Below are 14941 nucleotides of genomic sequence, written 5' to 3'. Positions count from 1 at the left end.
CCTGCGGGGACCCTCATACGCCTGCAGGCCGAGCGGCAAAAGGGTGACTGCCGCGTCCGGCCTGACGAAGTCGGGGTTTGGGCGATGACACGCCGGAAACGCCGAAGTCGGGCAAAACCGGCCGGCGTCCCGGCCGATTTCCCGGCCGAGGGACAGGACCGATCGTTTGGATTAGACGGTGAGCAGCTTTCGATACATCTCGATCAGGAACGCCTCGGCATCCGCGAAACGGTCCTTGGCCTTTTCCGGCGCGATCTCCTCGATCTGGACGTCGAAATCGGCGTAGTGCTGGGTCGTGGCCCAGATCGAGTAGAGCAGGTGATGCGGATCGACGGGCGCGATGCGGCCCGTTTGGATCCAGTCTTCCAGCACCGCGATCTTGGCGTTGTAGAGCTCCTTCAGCGGACCGAAGATCTCGCTCTTGGACTGCGGCAGCCCGCTCAGGATCTCATTGGCGAAGAACTTGCTTTCCTTGGGGAAGTTCTTGGAGATGTCGAGCTTGCGCCGGATGTACTGGCAGATCTCCTCGACCGGCTCGCCATGCGGGCTGAGCATGTTCAGGGGCGCCATCCACAGCTGTAGCGTGCGGGCCAGAAGCTCCCGGCGGATCGCGTCCTTGCTTTCGAAGTAGTAGAGCAGGTTCGGCGTGGTCAGCCCGGCGGTCTTGGCGATCAGGTTGATCGAGGCACCGGAGGAGCCGTGCTGCGCGAAGACCTCGAGCGCGGCGCCGAGGATCTGTTCGGTGTTCTTGCGCTGGATCCGGGTCTTGGGCTTCGTGCCTGCCATGCGTGCCATGAGCCGTCCAGCCCCTCGTATAGGTCGATCCGCACGCCCTATCGCACAACTGGAATGGCGAGGCCAGCGGGGCGGACCGTTCCGGCGGGCAGGGTGGGCTGCCCGCCGGTCGGCGTCTCTAAGGCGCGATGCGCTCCTTAGGAGACGGCCTTCAACTTGGTGACGTTGTCCGCCTTCTCGCGGAAGGCCGGGATCACCGTGTCGCCGTAATCGGCGATGATCTTCTCCTCGTCGCCGCTGTCGAGATAGATGTTGAACTGCGTGGTCCCGGCTTCCTCAAGCTCGCGGATCTTGGCGATGTGCTCTTCGGGGGTGCCAAGCACGCAGAAGCTCTTGATGATGTCCTCGGTGATGAAGTCGAGATACGGGTTATCGCTCTGGCCGTGCTTGGAGTAGTCGTAGCCTTTGCGGTTCTCGATGTAGGACGTGAGCGAGGAGGGCACCTGGTCGCTGTCGGCACCGTATTTCTCGACGATGTCGGCGACGTGGTTGCCGACCATGGCGGGGAACCACTTCACCTTCTCGATCGCCTCGTCGATCGGCCCGGTATGGGCCGGCGCGGCGGCCATCACCTTGTAGTTCGACATGTCGAGCCCGGCCTCGGTGCCGGCGTTCTTGGCCTGATCGGCCAGCCACTTCACGATCTTCGGCTCCGCGATCTGCAACACCACGCCGTCACCGACACGGCCGGCCGAAGCCAGCGCCTTGGGGCCGTAGGCGCCGATCCAGACGGGAAGCTCATAGCCGTCGGCCCAGGGGAACTTTACCGGCTCGGGGCATTCGCCGTACTGCACTTCCTCGCCGCGGATCAGCGCCTTCACCACATGGGTGAACTCCTCCAGACGCTTGAGCGTCGACGGCTTCTTGCCCATCACGCGCACCGCGCTGTCGCCGCGGCCGAGACCGATGTCGAAGCGGCCGCCGGACTGCTTGGCGAGCGATCCGAACAGTGAGGCCGCGACCGACCACTCGCGCGAGTTCGGGTTGGTCACCAGCGGGCCGAAGCGCATCTTGGTGGTGTGCTCCATGCACATCGCCATGGCGACGAAGCTCTCGCGCCACAGGATGTGGCTGTCGTAGAACCAGCAATAGTCGAAGCCTGCGTTTTCGGCCTGGCGGACCAGCGCGCGGGCGCGTTCGGGTTCGACGAAGCCCTTGAAGCAGATGCCGAATTCCATGTGATTTTTCCTCCCTAGAAAATCGATGGTCTTTTGTTCGTTCAGTGATCGGGCGGGCAGATGCGGATGCCCGCATGGCTGAAGGGCACCGCTTTCGAGATGTTCAGCCGGATCAGGATCGGGGTGATTGCCTCGATGCAGCGCGCCGATTGCGCGTCGCCCGCGTTGTAGGCCTCGACGCCGAGCTTGCGCACCAGCTCGATCACCTTCTTGCGGGCATCAAGGCTGTTGCCGCAGACGAGTATGTCGCAGTTGATCGACTGGTCGAGCGCCTTCAGCGTCACCGCCGAGACGTTGTGCAGCGCGCCGATCACCGGGATGTCGGGGCCCAAAAGCGCCTGCGCGGCCTCGGTGGCCGAGCCCTCGGGCGGCATGTCGACCTTCTTGGGGTCGCCCTCGGCGAGCGGCACCACGATGTCGACGAGGATTTTGCCGGCGAGGGCGGGCTTGAGTGCTTCAAGTGTGGCGTTGTGGGCCGAGAAGGGGACGGCGAGGATCACCATCTCTTCGGCGGCCTTGGTCGCGCCCTCGTTGTCGAGGCCGCGGATCTTTGCAGCACTGCCGGGCAGTTGCGCCTGCAGTTCCTCGGCGATGGCGGCGGCGCGCACGCCGTCGCGGCCGCCGAGCACCACCTCGACGCCGGCGCGCGCAAAGCGCAGCGCGAGGCCCTGTCCCTGCGGTCCCGTGCCGCCAATGATCGCGATTGTCATCTGAACATGTCCTCTTGTTTCTTGCGTAGAATGTCGGCACCGCGGCTCTCGGCAGGCGTCCAGTCGAGCCCGCGCAGCAGCACCGCCGGGGTCTTGCCGTCCTTGCGCACCACCAGCCCCGAGGCGGCGGCGATCTCGTCGGCGAGCGCCGGTTCGGTGACCTGCAAAGGGCGGCCCCAGGCGTCGGTGTTGCCCTGCTCGCGGATCGTCGCGGGCACCTTTGAAAGGCCGATCGCGACGTTGACCTGTCCCAGCCGCCAGGGCCGGCCGAAGGTGTCGGTCATGACCACCCCGATCTCGGCGCCGAAGCGCGCATGGAGCGCCTCGCGCAGCGTGGCACAGCTCGCATCCGGATCGGGCGGCAGCACCATCACCGCGCTTTCTTCACCGAAATTCGATTCATCGACCGCCGCGTTGGCCGAAATGAAGCCGAGCCGATGCTCGCAGATCATCGTGCCCTCATTCTGATCGGGGCGGCGGAAGGAGCGGACCACGCGGGTGCTTTCGCGCAGCACCACCTCGACCTTGCGGGCGTCCTTGTTGAGCTCCTCGGCGTAGCGAAGCGCCTCCTCGGAAGGCATCACCGTGTCGAGCGGGATGATGCAGCCTTCGGCCTTGGAGAAGATCTTCTGCGCGACGCAGAGGATGTCGCCATGGCGCAGGCCGAGATCGGCGGCGTCGAGCCGGTCGCCGATAATCGCGGCGAGATCGTCGCCCTCGCAGATGTCGGGGATGCCGGGGATGGCGGTCAGCGAGACGGAAAGGCTCATTGCGCATGCTCCTGGCGCGTGCACCGCAAATGGCCGGCGGGCAGGTGATGCAGGTCTTCGACGGTGTCAATGTCGATGCGAAGGCTGCCCAGCGGCATCATTACCGGGGTCAGCCCGGCGGCCTCGGCGGCGCGGCGGTGCCGGATCGTCGATTTCGCGCCATAGGCAAAGGCGAAGGGACAGGGCAGCGGCACCAGCAGCGCGTTGGTGCCCAGATCCTTGGCCGGGCAGATCACGGCCGTCCCGGCATCCAGCGGATGGGCGAGCAACAGCGCCAGTTCGGCAGGATCGGGAGCGGCGAGATCGCCGGGCAACACGCAGAGCGCCTCGTAGCCCTGGTCCGTGGCCCAATCCGCTGCGGCCTCGACCGCCGGGGACAGCGAGGGCGCCCCGGCGTCATCGATCACGTTGAGCCCGAGGCTCTCGGCCACGCCGCAAATGGCCGGGCTGCCGGTGACGACGGCCAGATCGATCCGGGTCGCGCATCCTGTCACCGCTTCGCGCAGCCGCGTCACCGTGGCCCGGAACAGGGTCAGGGCCAGATCACCGCGCTGTTCGGGCGAGAGGGCGAGGCCGAGCCGGGTCTTGGCGTCGCGCGGATCCTTCATCGGGATCGCGACGAGCCGCTTGGCGGTGCCGCTCATGCCACCGCCTCCACCGGGGCGAAGGCGAGATCGAGGATCTCGCGCGCCAGCCGCGCCTTGTCTGCTTGAGTCTTCATCAGGATGTCGCTGCAATGCGGGGCAGGGCCCGCGGCGGCGATCTCGGCCCCCAGCGCGGCATCGGCATGATCGATGACCAGCCTGTCGGCCAGCCCGCTGTAGCGCTGCGCGACGCCGAGCGCGTCGGCCCGCAGCCCCAGCGCCGCCATCATGCGGTCGGCCGGGCCCTTGACCACGCGACCATCGATGAAGGGGCTGACCGCGATCTTCGGCGCGGTGGCGGCGCGCAGCGCCTGGCCGATGCCGGGAATGCCGAGGATCGGCGCGATGCTCACCAAAGGGTTCGAGGGCGCGATGACGATCAGGTCGGCCCCGGCGATGGCGGCTAGCGCCTCTGGCGTCGGGCGGGCCATGTCCATGCCGGAAAAGGCGATTTCGCGGATCTCCGGGGCGCAGCGCTCGCGCACGAAATATTCCTGGAAGCTGAGCCAGCGGCCATCGGTGGTGCGCAGCCGGGTCTGCACCACGTCGTCGGTGGGCAGCAGGATATCCGGTTCCACGCCGAAGGCGCGGGCCACGTCACGGGCGATGTCGGAGGGCCGATCGCCCTTTGCGCGCCGCATCGTGCGGTGGATGTGCAGGCCAAAATCGCGGTCGCCGAGCGACATCCAGGTCTCGGCGCCCAAAAGGTTCAGCGTCTGAAGCGCCCGGTGCCCCTCATCGGCCACGCCCCAGCCCTGGCTGCGGTCGATCATGCCCGCGAGGCTGTAGGTCAGCGTGTCGATGTCTGGCGAGACCCACAGCCCGTGGAAGCTCTCGTCATCGGCGACGTTGCCGATCACCGACAGCGCCACGTCGTCATGTGCGGCGAGCCCCTCGGCCATCTTGGCGCCGCCGACGCCACCGGCCAGCAGGCAGACCTTGCGCCGGCTCATTGCGCGGCCTCCGCCCGGGCAGGGCGCTCGGGGAACATCTCGAGGAAGGCCAGCGGGTCGCGACCCTTGCGGTCCACCAGCGGCGCCAGCTCCTCGGGGTCGTGATGCTCGAACACCTCGCGCGTCTCGTAGATGGTGTTGCGGCGCACCGGCACGCGGCCCGCGGCCCGGATCATCCGCACCAGTTCCCGCGCGGTGATCTCCTGCCCGTGGTTCGATCCGGCGGCGCGCGAGATGCTCTCGTTCATCAGCGTGCCGCCCAGATCGTTGACCCCGCGCGACAGCATCTGCTGCGCCCGCGCCGCGCCGAGCTTGGTCCAGCTCACCTGGATGTTGTCGATCCAGCCATGCAGCATGATCCGCGACACCGCGTGCATCAGGTCGACCTCGCGCGCCGTCGGGCCGGGGCGCACCTTGTCGGGGTTCTGGGCGTAGAGGGGCGAATCGGTGTGCACGAAGGAGAGCGGCACCAGCTCGGTGAAACCGCCGGTGTCCTTCTGGATGTCGCGCAGGAGGGCGATATGCGCGGCCCAGTGTTCGGGCGCGTCGACATGGCCGTACATGATGGTGGCGGTGGTCGGGATGCCGACCTCATGCGCGGTGCGGATGATCTCGACCCAGCGCTCGGCCGAGAGCTTGTTGGTGGTGAGCTGCATCCGGACCTCGGTGTCGAGGATCTCGGCCGCCGTGCCGGGCATCGAATCGAGACCGGCTTCCTTCAGATCGGCCAGGAAATCGCGGTAGGACATCTTGGTCTTGGAGGCGCCGTACCAGATCTCGAAGGGCGAGAAGGCATGGATGTGCATCCCGGGCAGCGCCGTCTTGATGGCGCGGATGATCTCCCGGTAATAGGTGCCTTCCATCTTCGGATGCAGCCCGCCCTGAATGCAGACCTCGGTCGCGCCGCGGTCCCAGGCCTGCTGCGCGCGCTCCACGATCTGCGCGGGCTCGAGCCACTCGGCGGATTTGTCCTCGGCCCGCTTGGCGAAGCCGCAGAACTTGCAGCCCATGTAGCAGATGTTAGTGAAGTTGATGTTGCGGTTCACCACGAAGCTGACCCGGTCGCCATTGGCGCGGCGGCGCAGCGTGTCGGCGGTGCGGTAGACGGCGTCGATATCCGCTCCTTGGGCCCGGAACAGGGCCACGCCCTCATCCGTGCTCACCTCGCCGCCCGAAAGCGCCTTTTCGAGGATCGCGCGGATCGGGTCGGATGCGCCACCCACGGCGGCGGGATCGCAGGCGAACTGCCGGGTCGTCGACTGGTAGGTCATGCTGTCTCTCCGATATGCCGCTGCTCGCGCGCCAGCCCTTCGCCCCCGGCCATGCCGAGCGCACGGGCTCGCACGGAGGCGTTGATGAAGCCCAAATCCTCGGTGAGGTATCTCGGGTAGACGGTGAGCCTTTCGCGCAGCTCGAACCCGGCTTCTTCGCAGGACCGCGCGAGGCTGCGGATCTCGGGCCATTCGTGTTGCGGGTTAATGAAATCGATGGTGACGGGCGAGATGCCACCCCAATCGTTGATGCCCGCGTCGAGATAGGCGATGTGCCGCGCGCTCAGGTTCGGCGGCGCCTGCAGGCTTATCTCCGGCGCGAGGATGATCCGCGCCGCTGCGATGGTGCGCAGCATGTCCTCGAGCCCGGGCTCGGGGTGATCGGCCATTTCGATGTCGGGCTTGCGCTGGAAGTTCTGGATGATGACCTCCTGCACGTGGCCATGGCGCGCATGGGCGGCGTTGATCGCCTCCAGCGCCTCGATCCGCTCCGCCCAGGTTTCGCCGATGCCGATCAGCAGCCCGGTGGTGAAGGGCACGCGCTTCTGGCCGGCGCGCTCCAGCGTGCGCAGCCGCTGCAGCGGCGTCTTGTCGGGGCAGGCGAAATGCGGCTGGCCCTTGCGGGTCAGGCGGCGGCTGACGGTTTCGAGCATCATGCCCATCGAGGCCGAGACCGGCTTGAGCGTGTCGATCTCGTCGTCGGTCAGCGTGCCGGCGTTGACATGCGGCAGCAGGCTGGTCTCGCGCAGAACCAGCGCGCACATGTCGCGCAGATAGTCGGTCAGCTTCGAATAACCCAGCCGTTCCAGCCCCTTGCGCGCCGCCTCATAGCGCAGCTCCGGTTTTTCTCCGAGGCTGAACAGCAGCTCCTTGCAGCCCTCGCGCTCGCCACGCAGCGCCTCGGCCAGCACCTGTTCGGGCGTCATGATCCGCGCCTCGGGCGAAGAGGGATGCTTGACGAAGGTGCAGTAGCCGCAGGTGTCGCGGCACATGTTGGTCAGCGGCACGAAGGCCTTGCGCGAATAGGTGATCCTGCGGCCCCAGGCCGCGTCGCGGATCTGGCGGGCGCTGGCCATCAGGGCATCGAGATCCCCGTTTTCGGCAAGCGGCGCGCCGGTGCTGGGCAAGTGGCTGGTCATGATCTCCTCCTGCCCTCAAGGCTGAGCGATCTCGACGCGACTTGTCAAAACTATTTTTAGCATCAGGTCAAAAAACAGCTCATTGTCAGTTTATATCGTTTAGATTCATTAAGATAACCTGCAGAACCATTTCTTCATGATCAAAATAATTGACTACTAGATAAAACTACGCGGATAGTCGGGGAAAGCTTCACTCGGCGCTTGGGAGGGCGCCGTGGGGCAATGGGAGGACAGTATCGTGAGGATTGGAGCGCCACGCGAAGTGGCCGCCGGCGAGGCGCGGGTATCGATGACGCCTGCGTCGGCGCGGGATCTGCGGAAGCTGGGGCATGCGTGCCTGATCGAGGCGGGGGCGGGTCTGGCGGCGGGGTTCACCGACGCGGCCTATGAAGAGGCGGGGGTCACCGTGGTGCCGGACGCCGCGACGCTCTGGGCCGAGGCGGAGATTGTCACCAAGGTGCGGCCGCCGCTGGACGAAGAGCTCGGGCGGCTGCGCGAGGGCCAGACGCTGATCTCGTTCTTCTACCCGGGCCAGAACGCCGAAGGCTTGGGCCGGGCGCGCGACGCCGGCGCCACGGTGATCGCGATGGACATGGTGCCGCGGATCTCCCGCGCCCAGAAGATGGACGCGCTCAGCTCGATGGCCAACATCGCGGGCTACCGCGCGGTGATCGAGGCGGGCAGCAATTTCGGCCGCTTCTTCACCGGCCAGGTGACCGCCGCCGGCAAGGTGCCGCCCGCGCGGGTGCTGGTGATCGGCGCCGGCGTCGCCGGCCTCGCGGCGATCGGCACCGCGACCTCGCTGGGTGCGGTGACGCTCGCGTTCGACGTGCGCCCCGAGGTGGCCGAGCAGATCGAGAGCATGGGCGCCGAGTTCGTCTATCTCGACTTCGAGGACAGCCAGGACAGCGCGGCGACGGGGGGCTACGCCGCCCCCTCCAGCCCGGAGTTCCGGGAGAAGCAGCTCGCCAAGTTCCGCGAGCTGGCCCCCGGGATCGACATCGTCATCTCCACCGCCCTCATTCCGGGCCGCGACGCGCCGGTGCTGTGGACCCGCGACATGGTCGAGGCGATGAAGCCCGGCTCGGTGATCGTCGATCTCGCCGCCGAGCGCGGCGGCAACTGCGAGCTGACGGTGCCGGAGGAGAAGTTCGTCACCGAGAACGGCGTGACGATCATCGGCTACACCGATTTCCCCAGCCGCATGGCGGCGCAGGCCTCGACGCTCTACGCCACCAACATCCGCCACATGATGGCCGATCTGACGCCGAACAAGGACGGCGTCGTCAACCATAACATGGAGGACGACGTGATCCGCGGCGCCACCGCGACGCATCGCGGCGAGATCACCTACCCGCCGCCGAAGCCCAAGACCGCCGCCATCGCCGCCGCGCCCAAGAAGGAGAAGGCGCGCGAGCTGACGGTCGAGGAAAAGCGCGGACAGGAGATCGCGGCCTTCAAGAAGCAGACCAAGGACCAGATCGGCCTGCTGGCCGCGGGGGCGCTGGTGATGCTGCTCATTGGCGCGGTCGCGCCCGAGAGCTTCATGAGCCACTTCATCGTCTTCGCGCTGGCCTGCTTCGTCGGCTTCCAGGTGATCTGGGGGGTCAGCCACTCGCTGCACACGCCCTTGATGGCGGTGACCAACGCGATCTCCGGCATCGTGATCCTCGGCGCGCTGCTGCAGATCGGCTCGGGCAACTGGCTGGTGGTGTTTCTGTCGTTCATCGCGGTGCTGATCGCCTCGATCAACATCGTCGGCGGTTTCCTGGTCACGCGCCGGATGCTCGCCATGTTCCGCAAGTCGTAAGGGGGCCGGATCATGAGCATCGGCATCGTTTCCGCCGCCTATATCGTCGCGGCCATCCTGTTCATCCTGTCGCTCGGGGGGCTGTCGAACCAGGAAAGCGCCAAGCGCGCGGTCTGGTACGGCATCGCCGGCATGGCGGTGGCGGTCTTCGTCACCGTGTTCGGCCCCGGCGTGCACAACCTGTTTCTCATCCTCGTCGCGATCGCGGCGGGCGGCTTCGCCGGCTGGATCGTCGCCGGCCGGGTGCAGATGACCGAGATGCCGCAGCTGGTCGCCGCGCTGCACAGCTTCGTCGGCCTGGCGGCGGTGTTCATCGGCCTGAACGCCGACATCATGCTGCACGACGTCAACGCGCTGCTGGCCAGCCACGGCCTCGACCGCGCCGCGCTGGCGCTCTTGGACCCGACCGAACTCGCGCAGGCGGGCGGCGGCTTCTTCGGCGAGCTCACCGGCTTCGGCAAGAAGCTGGCGCTGAAGGACGCGGCCGAGATCGGCATCCTCAAGACCGAGGTGTTCCTCGGCATCTTCATCGGCGCGGTGACCTTCACCGGTTCGGTGGTGGCCTTTGGCAAGCTCGCCGGCCGCGTCGACGGCAAGCCGAAGAAGCTGCCGGGCGGCCACATGCTCAACGCCGCGGCGCTGGCGCTGTGCCTGGCGCTGGGGCTTCTCTACCTCACCGGCGCCGGCATCTGGACCATGGTGCTGGTGACGCTGATCGCGGGCTTCATCGGCTGGCACCTGATCATGGGCATCGGCGGCGCCGACATGCCGGTGGTGGTGTCGATGCTGAACTCCTATTCGGGCTGGGCCGCCGCGGCGATCGGCTTCACGCTGGGCAACGACCTGCTGATCGTCACCGGCGCGCTCGTGGGCTCCTCGGGTGCGATCCTGAGCTACATCATGTGCAAGGCGATGAACCGCAAGTTCGTCTCGGTGATCCTCGGCGGCTTCGGCGGCACCTCGGGCCCGGCGATGGCGGTCGAGGGCGAGCAGATCGCGATCGACGCCGACGGCGTGGCGCAGGCGCTGGAGGACGCCGACAGCGTGGTGATCATCCCCGGCTACGGCATGGCGGTGGCGCAGGCGCAGCAGTCGGTCTCCGAGCTGACCCGCAGGCTCCGGGCGCAGGGCAAGACCGTGCGCTTCGCGATCCACCCGGTGGCGGGGCGTCTGCCCGGCCACATGAACGTGCTGCTCGCGGAGGCCCGGGTGCCCTACGACATCGTGCTGGAGATGGACGAGATCAACGACGACTTCCCCGAGACGGACGTCGCCATCGTCATCGGCTCGAACGACATCGTGAACCCCGCCGCCCAGGACGACCCCAACAGCCCGATCGCCGGCATGCCGGTGCTCGAGGTCTGGAAGGCCAAGCAGGTTTTCGTCTCCAAGCGCGGCCAGGGCACCGGCTATTCCGGCATCGAAAACCCCCTCTTCTTCAAGGACAACACACGCATGTTCTACGGCGATGCCAAGAAATCGCTGGATGAATTGCTGGCCCGCTCGGCCGCCTGAGGCCACCGTTCAAGGAAATGACGAGATGAACGCAGAGACCAAGATCCGCAACGACCTTAGCGCCTACTGGATGCCCTTCACTGCCAACCGGCAGTTCAAGGACAACCCGCGCATGATCGCCAGTGCCGAGGGGATGTACTACACCACCACCGACGGGCGGAAAGTCATGGACGGCACCGCCGGTCTGTGGTGCGTCAACGCCGGTCACCGCGCACCGCGCATCACCGAAGCCGTGCAGCGCCAAGTCGAGGAGCTGGACTACGCGCCCGCCTTCCAGATGGGCCACCCCAAGGCCTTCGAACTGGCCTCGCGCCTCGCCGATCTGGCACCGGGCAAGCTCAAACACGTCTTCTTCACCAATTCCGGCTCGGAATCGGTGGAGACCGCGCTGAAGATCGCGCTGGCCTATCACAAAGCGCGGGGCGAGGCGGGGCGCACCCGGCTGATCGGCCGCGAGAAGGGCTATCACGGCGTCAATTTCGGCGGCATCTCGGTCGGCGGGTTGGTCAACAACCGCCGCGCCTTCGGCACGCTGCTGGGCGGCGTCGATCATCTGCCGCACACCCATGACATCGCCCGCAACGGCTTTACCAAGGGCCAGCCCGAGCATGGCGCAGAGCTCGCCGACGAGCTGGAGCGGATGGTCGCGCTGCACGGCGCCGAAACCATCGCCGCGGTGATCGTCGAGCCGATGGCAGGCTCGGCCGGGGTGATCCTGCCGCCCCAGGGATATCTGCAGAAGCTGCGGGAGATCACCCGCAAGCACGGCATCCTTTTGATTTTCGACGAGGTGATCACCGCCTATGGCCGGCTCGGCCGCGCCTTCGGTGCGGATTACTACGGCGTCGAGCCGGACATGATCACCACCGCCAAGGGCCTGACCAACGGCGTCATCCCGATGGGCGCGGTGCTGGCCGGCGAAGAGATCCACAACGCCTTCATGACCGGCCCCGATCACATGATCGAGCTGTTCCACGGCTATACCTATTCGGGCAACCCGGTGGCCTGCGCCGCGGCGCTCGCCGCGCTCGACACCTACCGCGAGGAGGAACTGTTCGAGCGCGCCGCCTCGCTCGAGGACTACTGGGCCGATGCGCTGTTCAGCCTGAAGGACAAGCCCGGCGTGATCGACATCCGCGCCGTCGGCCTCGTTGGTGCGGTCGAGCTGGAGCCCTTTGCCGATACGCCCACCAAGCGGGCCTTCGACACCTATCTGCGCGCCTGGGACAAGGGCGTGCACCTGCGCACCACCGGCGACACCATCGCCATGTCGCCGCCGCTGATCATCGAGAAATCCGAGATCGACCAGCTGGTCGGCACGCTCGGCGAGGCGCTCGACGCCTGATCATGGCCGGTGCGCGGCGGCCGGGAGGGCCGCCGCGCACCGGTCCGTAACGGGAGGACCTATGAAAGACATCCAGACCAACACCCGGATCGACGGGGCCCGGCTGTGGGACTCGCTGATGGAGATGGCCAAGGTCGGCCCCGGCCTGCGCGGCGGCAACAACCGCCAGACCCTGACCGATGCCGACCGCGAGGGGCGGGACCTGTTCAAGCGCTGGTGCGAGGAGGCCGGCATGAGCGTCGGCGTCGACAGCATGGGCAACATGTTCGCCCGGCTCGAAGGGGCCGAGCCCGATCTCGACCCGGTGATGATGGGCAGCCATCTCGACACCCAGCCCACGGGCGGCAAGTATGACGGCGTGCTGGGCGTGCTGGCGGGGCTCGAGGTGGTGCGTTCGATCCGCGACCAGGGCATCACCCCGCGCCGCCCGATCGTCGTGGTCAACTGGACCAACGAGGAGGGCACCCGCTTCGCCCCCGCCATGCTGTCGAGCGGCGTCTTCGCGGGCGTCCACACGCAGGACTGGGCCTATGCGCGTGAGGATGCGGAGGGCAAGCGCTTCGGCGACGAACTTGCCCGCATCGGCTATGTCGGCGAGGAGCCGGTGGGCCAGCGAAAGATGCATGCGATGTTCGAGCTGCATATCGAGCAGGGCCCGATCCTCGAGGCCGAGGGCAAGGATATCGGCGTCGTCACCCACGGGCAGGGGTTGAGCTGGACCCAGGTGACCGTCACCGGCAAGGAGAGCCACACCGGCTCCACCCCGATGCCGATGCGCCGCAACGCAGGCCTCGGCATGGCGCGCATCCTCGAAAAGGTCGACGAGATCGCCTGGAGCCACAAGCCACACGCGGTGGGGGCGGCCGGTCATATCGAGGTCTTCCCAAACTCGCGCAACGTGATCCCCGGCAAGGCCGTGTTCACCGTCGATTTCCGTTCGCCCGAGCTGGCGGTGATCGAGGACATGGAGGCGCGGCTGCGCGCCGAAGGCCAGAAGATCGCCGACGAGATGGAGCTGGAGATCGCCTTCGAGAAGGTCGGCGGCTTCGATCCCGTGCCCTTCGACGAGGGATGTGTCGAGGCGGTGCGCCGCGCCGCCGAGAAGCTGGGCTACAGCCACCGCGAGATCATCTCGGGCGCGGGCCACGACGCCTGCTGGATCGCGCGCGTGGCGCCGACGGCGATGATCATGTGCCCCTGCGTCGATGGTCTGAGTCACAACGAGGACGAAGAGATCAGCCGCGAATGGGCTGCCGCCGGCTGCGACGTGCTGCTGCACGCCGTCCTGGAAACCGCCGAAATCGTGGAGTGAGGAGATGAGCATGAGAACCGTGATCAAGGGCGGCACCATCGTCGCCGCCGACCGCAGCTACGCCGCCGACATCGCCATCGAGGGCGAGAAGATCGTGCAGATCGGCGCCGACCTGTCTGGCGACAAGGTGCTCGACGCTACCGGCTGCTACGTGATGCCAGGCGGGATCGACCCACATGTGCATCTGAAGATGCCCTTCATGGGCACCCATTCTGCCGATGACTTCGAGAGTGGCACCCGCGCGGGCCTCGCCGGGGGTACCACCATGGTGGTCGATTTCTGCCTGCCCAGCCCGGGCCAGTCGCTGATCGAGGCGCTGGAGGGCTGGCACGCCAAATCGCAGCGCGCCTGCGGCGACTACTCCTTCCACATGGCGGTGACCTGGTGGAGCGAGCAAGTGTTCGAGGAGATGCAGCAGGTCGTCGATCTCGGCATCAACTCCTTCAAGCACTTCATGGCCTACAAGGGCGCGCTGATGGTCGATGATGACGAGCTGTTCGACAGCTTCCAGCGCTGCGCCGCGATCGGCGCGCTGCCGATGGTGCATGCCGAGAACGGCGACGTGGTCGCGACCATGCAGCAGAAGCTCCTGGCGCAGGGCATCCGTGGCCCCGAGGGCCACGCCATGTCGCGCCCGCCCGAGGTCGAGGGCGAGGCCACCAACCGCGCGATCATGATCGCCGACATGGCGGGCGTGCCGCTCTATGTGGTCCACACCTCCTGCGAGCAGGCGCATGAGGCGATCCGCCGGGCGCGCCAGAAGGGCATGCGGGTCTATGGCGAGCCGCTGATCCAGCACCTCGTGCTCGACGACAGCGAGTATCGCAACCCCGACTGGGACCACGCCGCCCAGCGCGTGATGTCGCCGCCCTTCCGTGACAAGTCGAACCAGGACAGCCTTTGGGCCGGCCTTCAGGCAGGTTCGTTGCAGGTGGTGGCCACCGATCACTGCGCCTTCACCATCGACCAGAAGCGCACCGGCATCGACGATTTCACCAAGATCCCGAACGGCACCGGCGGGCTGGAGGACCGGATGCCGGTGCTCTGGACCGAAGGGGTGAACACCGGACGTCTGACCAAGAACGAGTTCGTCGCCGTCACCTCGACCAACATCGCCAAGATCCTCAACATCTATCCGCAGAAGGGCGCGATCCTCGAAGGCTCGGACGCCGACATCGTGGTGTGGGACCCGAAGAAGTCGAAGGTGATCTCGCCGGAGACCCAGCAGTCGGTGGTCGAGTACAACGTTTTCGCGGGCCGCGAGGTCACCGGCCTGCCGCGATACACGCTGAGCCGCGGCACGCTCGCGGTCGATGATGGCCGTGTCTGCGCCACGCCCGGCCATGGCCGCTTCGTCAAGCGCCCCGCCTTCCCGGAGGTGAACAAGGCGCTGTCGAAGTGGAAGGAGGTGACGGCGCCGCGCAAGGTCGAGCGCAAGCCCGAGAACATGCCGGCCTGCGTCTGAGATGAAATGCCCCCGGGACCTTCGGGGGCATTTT

13 protein-coding genes are annotated in these 14941 nt (G+C 67.0%); 5 read left to right on the top strand and 8 right to left on the bottom strand.

Translation table 11 applies throughout. The features are described from left to right. Positions 1–171 precede the first annotated feature (171 nt). From LOS8367_RS08160 to cofG, 8 genes are all read right to left on the bottom strand, one after another. Entirely contained in the window at positions 172–795 is a 624-nt protein-coding gene (locus LOS8367_RS08160; RefSeq protein ID WP_085896006.1) for a TetR family transcriptional regulator C-terminal domain-containing protein, read from the bottom strand. Positions 796–932: 137 nt separating this feature from the next. Next, positions 933–1973 (bottom strand): TIGR03842 family LLM class F420-dependent oxidoreductase, encoded by a 1041-nt coding sequence (locus LOS8367_RS08155; RefSeq protein ID WP_085896005.1) that lies wholly within the window; start codon positions 1971–1973, stop codon positions 933–935. Between the two features lie 41 nt (positions 1974–2014). Then, positions 2015–2683, bottom strand: coding sequence for an NADPH-dependent F420 reductase (gene npdG / locus LOS8367_RS08150; protein ID WP_085896004.1), 669 nt, complete (start codon positions 2681–2683; stop codon positions 2015–2017). Further along, positions 2680–3453, bottom strand: a complete 774-nt coding sequence (gene cofE, locus LOS8367_RS08145) for a coenzyme F420-0:L-glutamate ligase (RefSeq protein ID WP_085896003.1) — start codon at positions 3451–3453, stop codon at positions 2680–2682. Before cofE ends, npdG begins: the two co-directional genes overlap by 4 nt. Next, entirely contained in the window at positions 3450–4097 is a 648-nt protein-coding gene (cofC, locus tag LOS8367_RS08140) for a 2-phospho-L-lactate guanylyltransferase (RefSeq protein ID WP_085896002.1), read from the bottom strand. Before cofC ends, cofE begins: the two co-directional genes overlap by 4 nt. Continuing rightward, entirely contained in the window at positions 4094–5050 is a 957-nt protein-coding gene (cofD, locus tag LOS8367_RS08135) for a 2-phospho-L-lactate transferase (protein WP_085896001.1), read from the bottom strand. The genes cofC and cofD overlap by 4 nt, the downstream gene beginning before the upstream one ends. Continuing rightward, entirely contained in the window at positions 5047–6321 is a 1275-nt protein-coding gene (gene cofH / locus LOS8367_RS08130) for a 5-amino-6-(D-ribitylamino)uracil--L-tyrosine 4-hydroxyphenyl transferase CofH (RefSeq protein WP_085896000.1), read from the bottom strand. Before cofH ends, cofD begins: the two co-directional genes overlap by 4 nt. Next, positions 6318–7460 carry a 7,8-didemethyl-8-hydroxy-5-deazariboflavin synthase CofG gene (gene cofG, locus LOS8367_RS08125; protein WP_085895999.1) on the bottom strand — a complete coding sequence of 381 codons (1143 nt, stop codon included), beginning with the start codon at positions 7458–7460 and terminating at the stop codon, positions 6318–6320. The genes cofH and cofG overlap by 4 nt, the downstream gene beginning before the upstream one ends. Before the next feature lie 238 nt (positions 7461–7698). On the opposite strand from cofG, the gene LOS8367_RS08120 reads away from it, so the two are divergent. The 5 genes from LOS8367_RS08120 (at position 7699) to hydA (ending at position 14907) form a co-directional block, all read left to right on the top strand. Next, positions 7699–9270 (top strand): Re/Si-specific NAD(P)(+) transhydrogenase subunit alpha, encoded by a 1572-nt coding sequence (locus tag LOS8367_RS08120; protein WP_085895998.1) that lies wholly within the window; start codon positions 7699–7701, stop codon positions 9268–9270. Positions 9271–9282: 12 nt separating this feature from the next. Further along, a complete protein-coding gene (locus LOS8367_RS08115) occupies positions 9283–10785 on the top strand; it encodes an NAD(P)(+) transhydrogenase (Re/Si-specific) subunit beta (protein WP_085895997.1) in 1503 nt (500 codons plus the stop codon). A gap of 25 nt (positions 10786–10810) precedes the next feature. Continuing rightward, the gene (aptA, locus tag LOS8367_RS08110) at positions 10811–12130 is read left to right on the top strand and encodes an omega-aminotransferase AptA (RefSeq protein WP_085895996.1); all 1320 of its coding nucleotides are present in this window, start codon (positions 10811–10813) and stop codon (positions 12128–12130) included. A 61-nt stretch (positions 12131–12191) separates the two neighbouring features. Next, positions 12192–13442, top strand: a complete 1251-nt coding sequence (locus LOS8367_RS08105) for a Zn-dependent hydrolase (protein ID WP_085895995.1) — start codon at positions 12192–12194, stop codon at positions 13440–13442. Positions 13443–13452: 10 nt separating this feature from the next. Next, positions 13453–14907, top strand: coding sequence for a dihydropyrimidinase (gene hydA, locus LOS8367_RS08100; protein ID WP_085895994.1), 1455 nt, complete (start codon positions 13453–13455; stop codon positions 14905–14907). Positions 14908–14941 lie beyond the last annotated feature (34 nt).

Origin of the sequence: Limimaricola soesokkakensis (assembly GCF_900172345.1) — a bacterium.
GTDB classification, from domain to species: domain Bacteria; phylum Pseudomonadota; class Alphaproteobacteria; order Rhodobacterales; family Rhodobacteraceae; genus Limimaricola; species Limimaricola soesokkakensis.
This window is presented reverse-complemented; position numbering and strand designations above follow the sequence as displayed.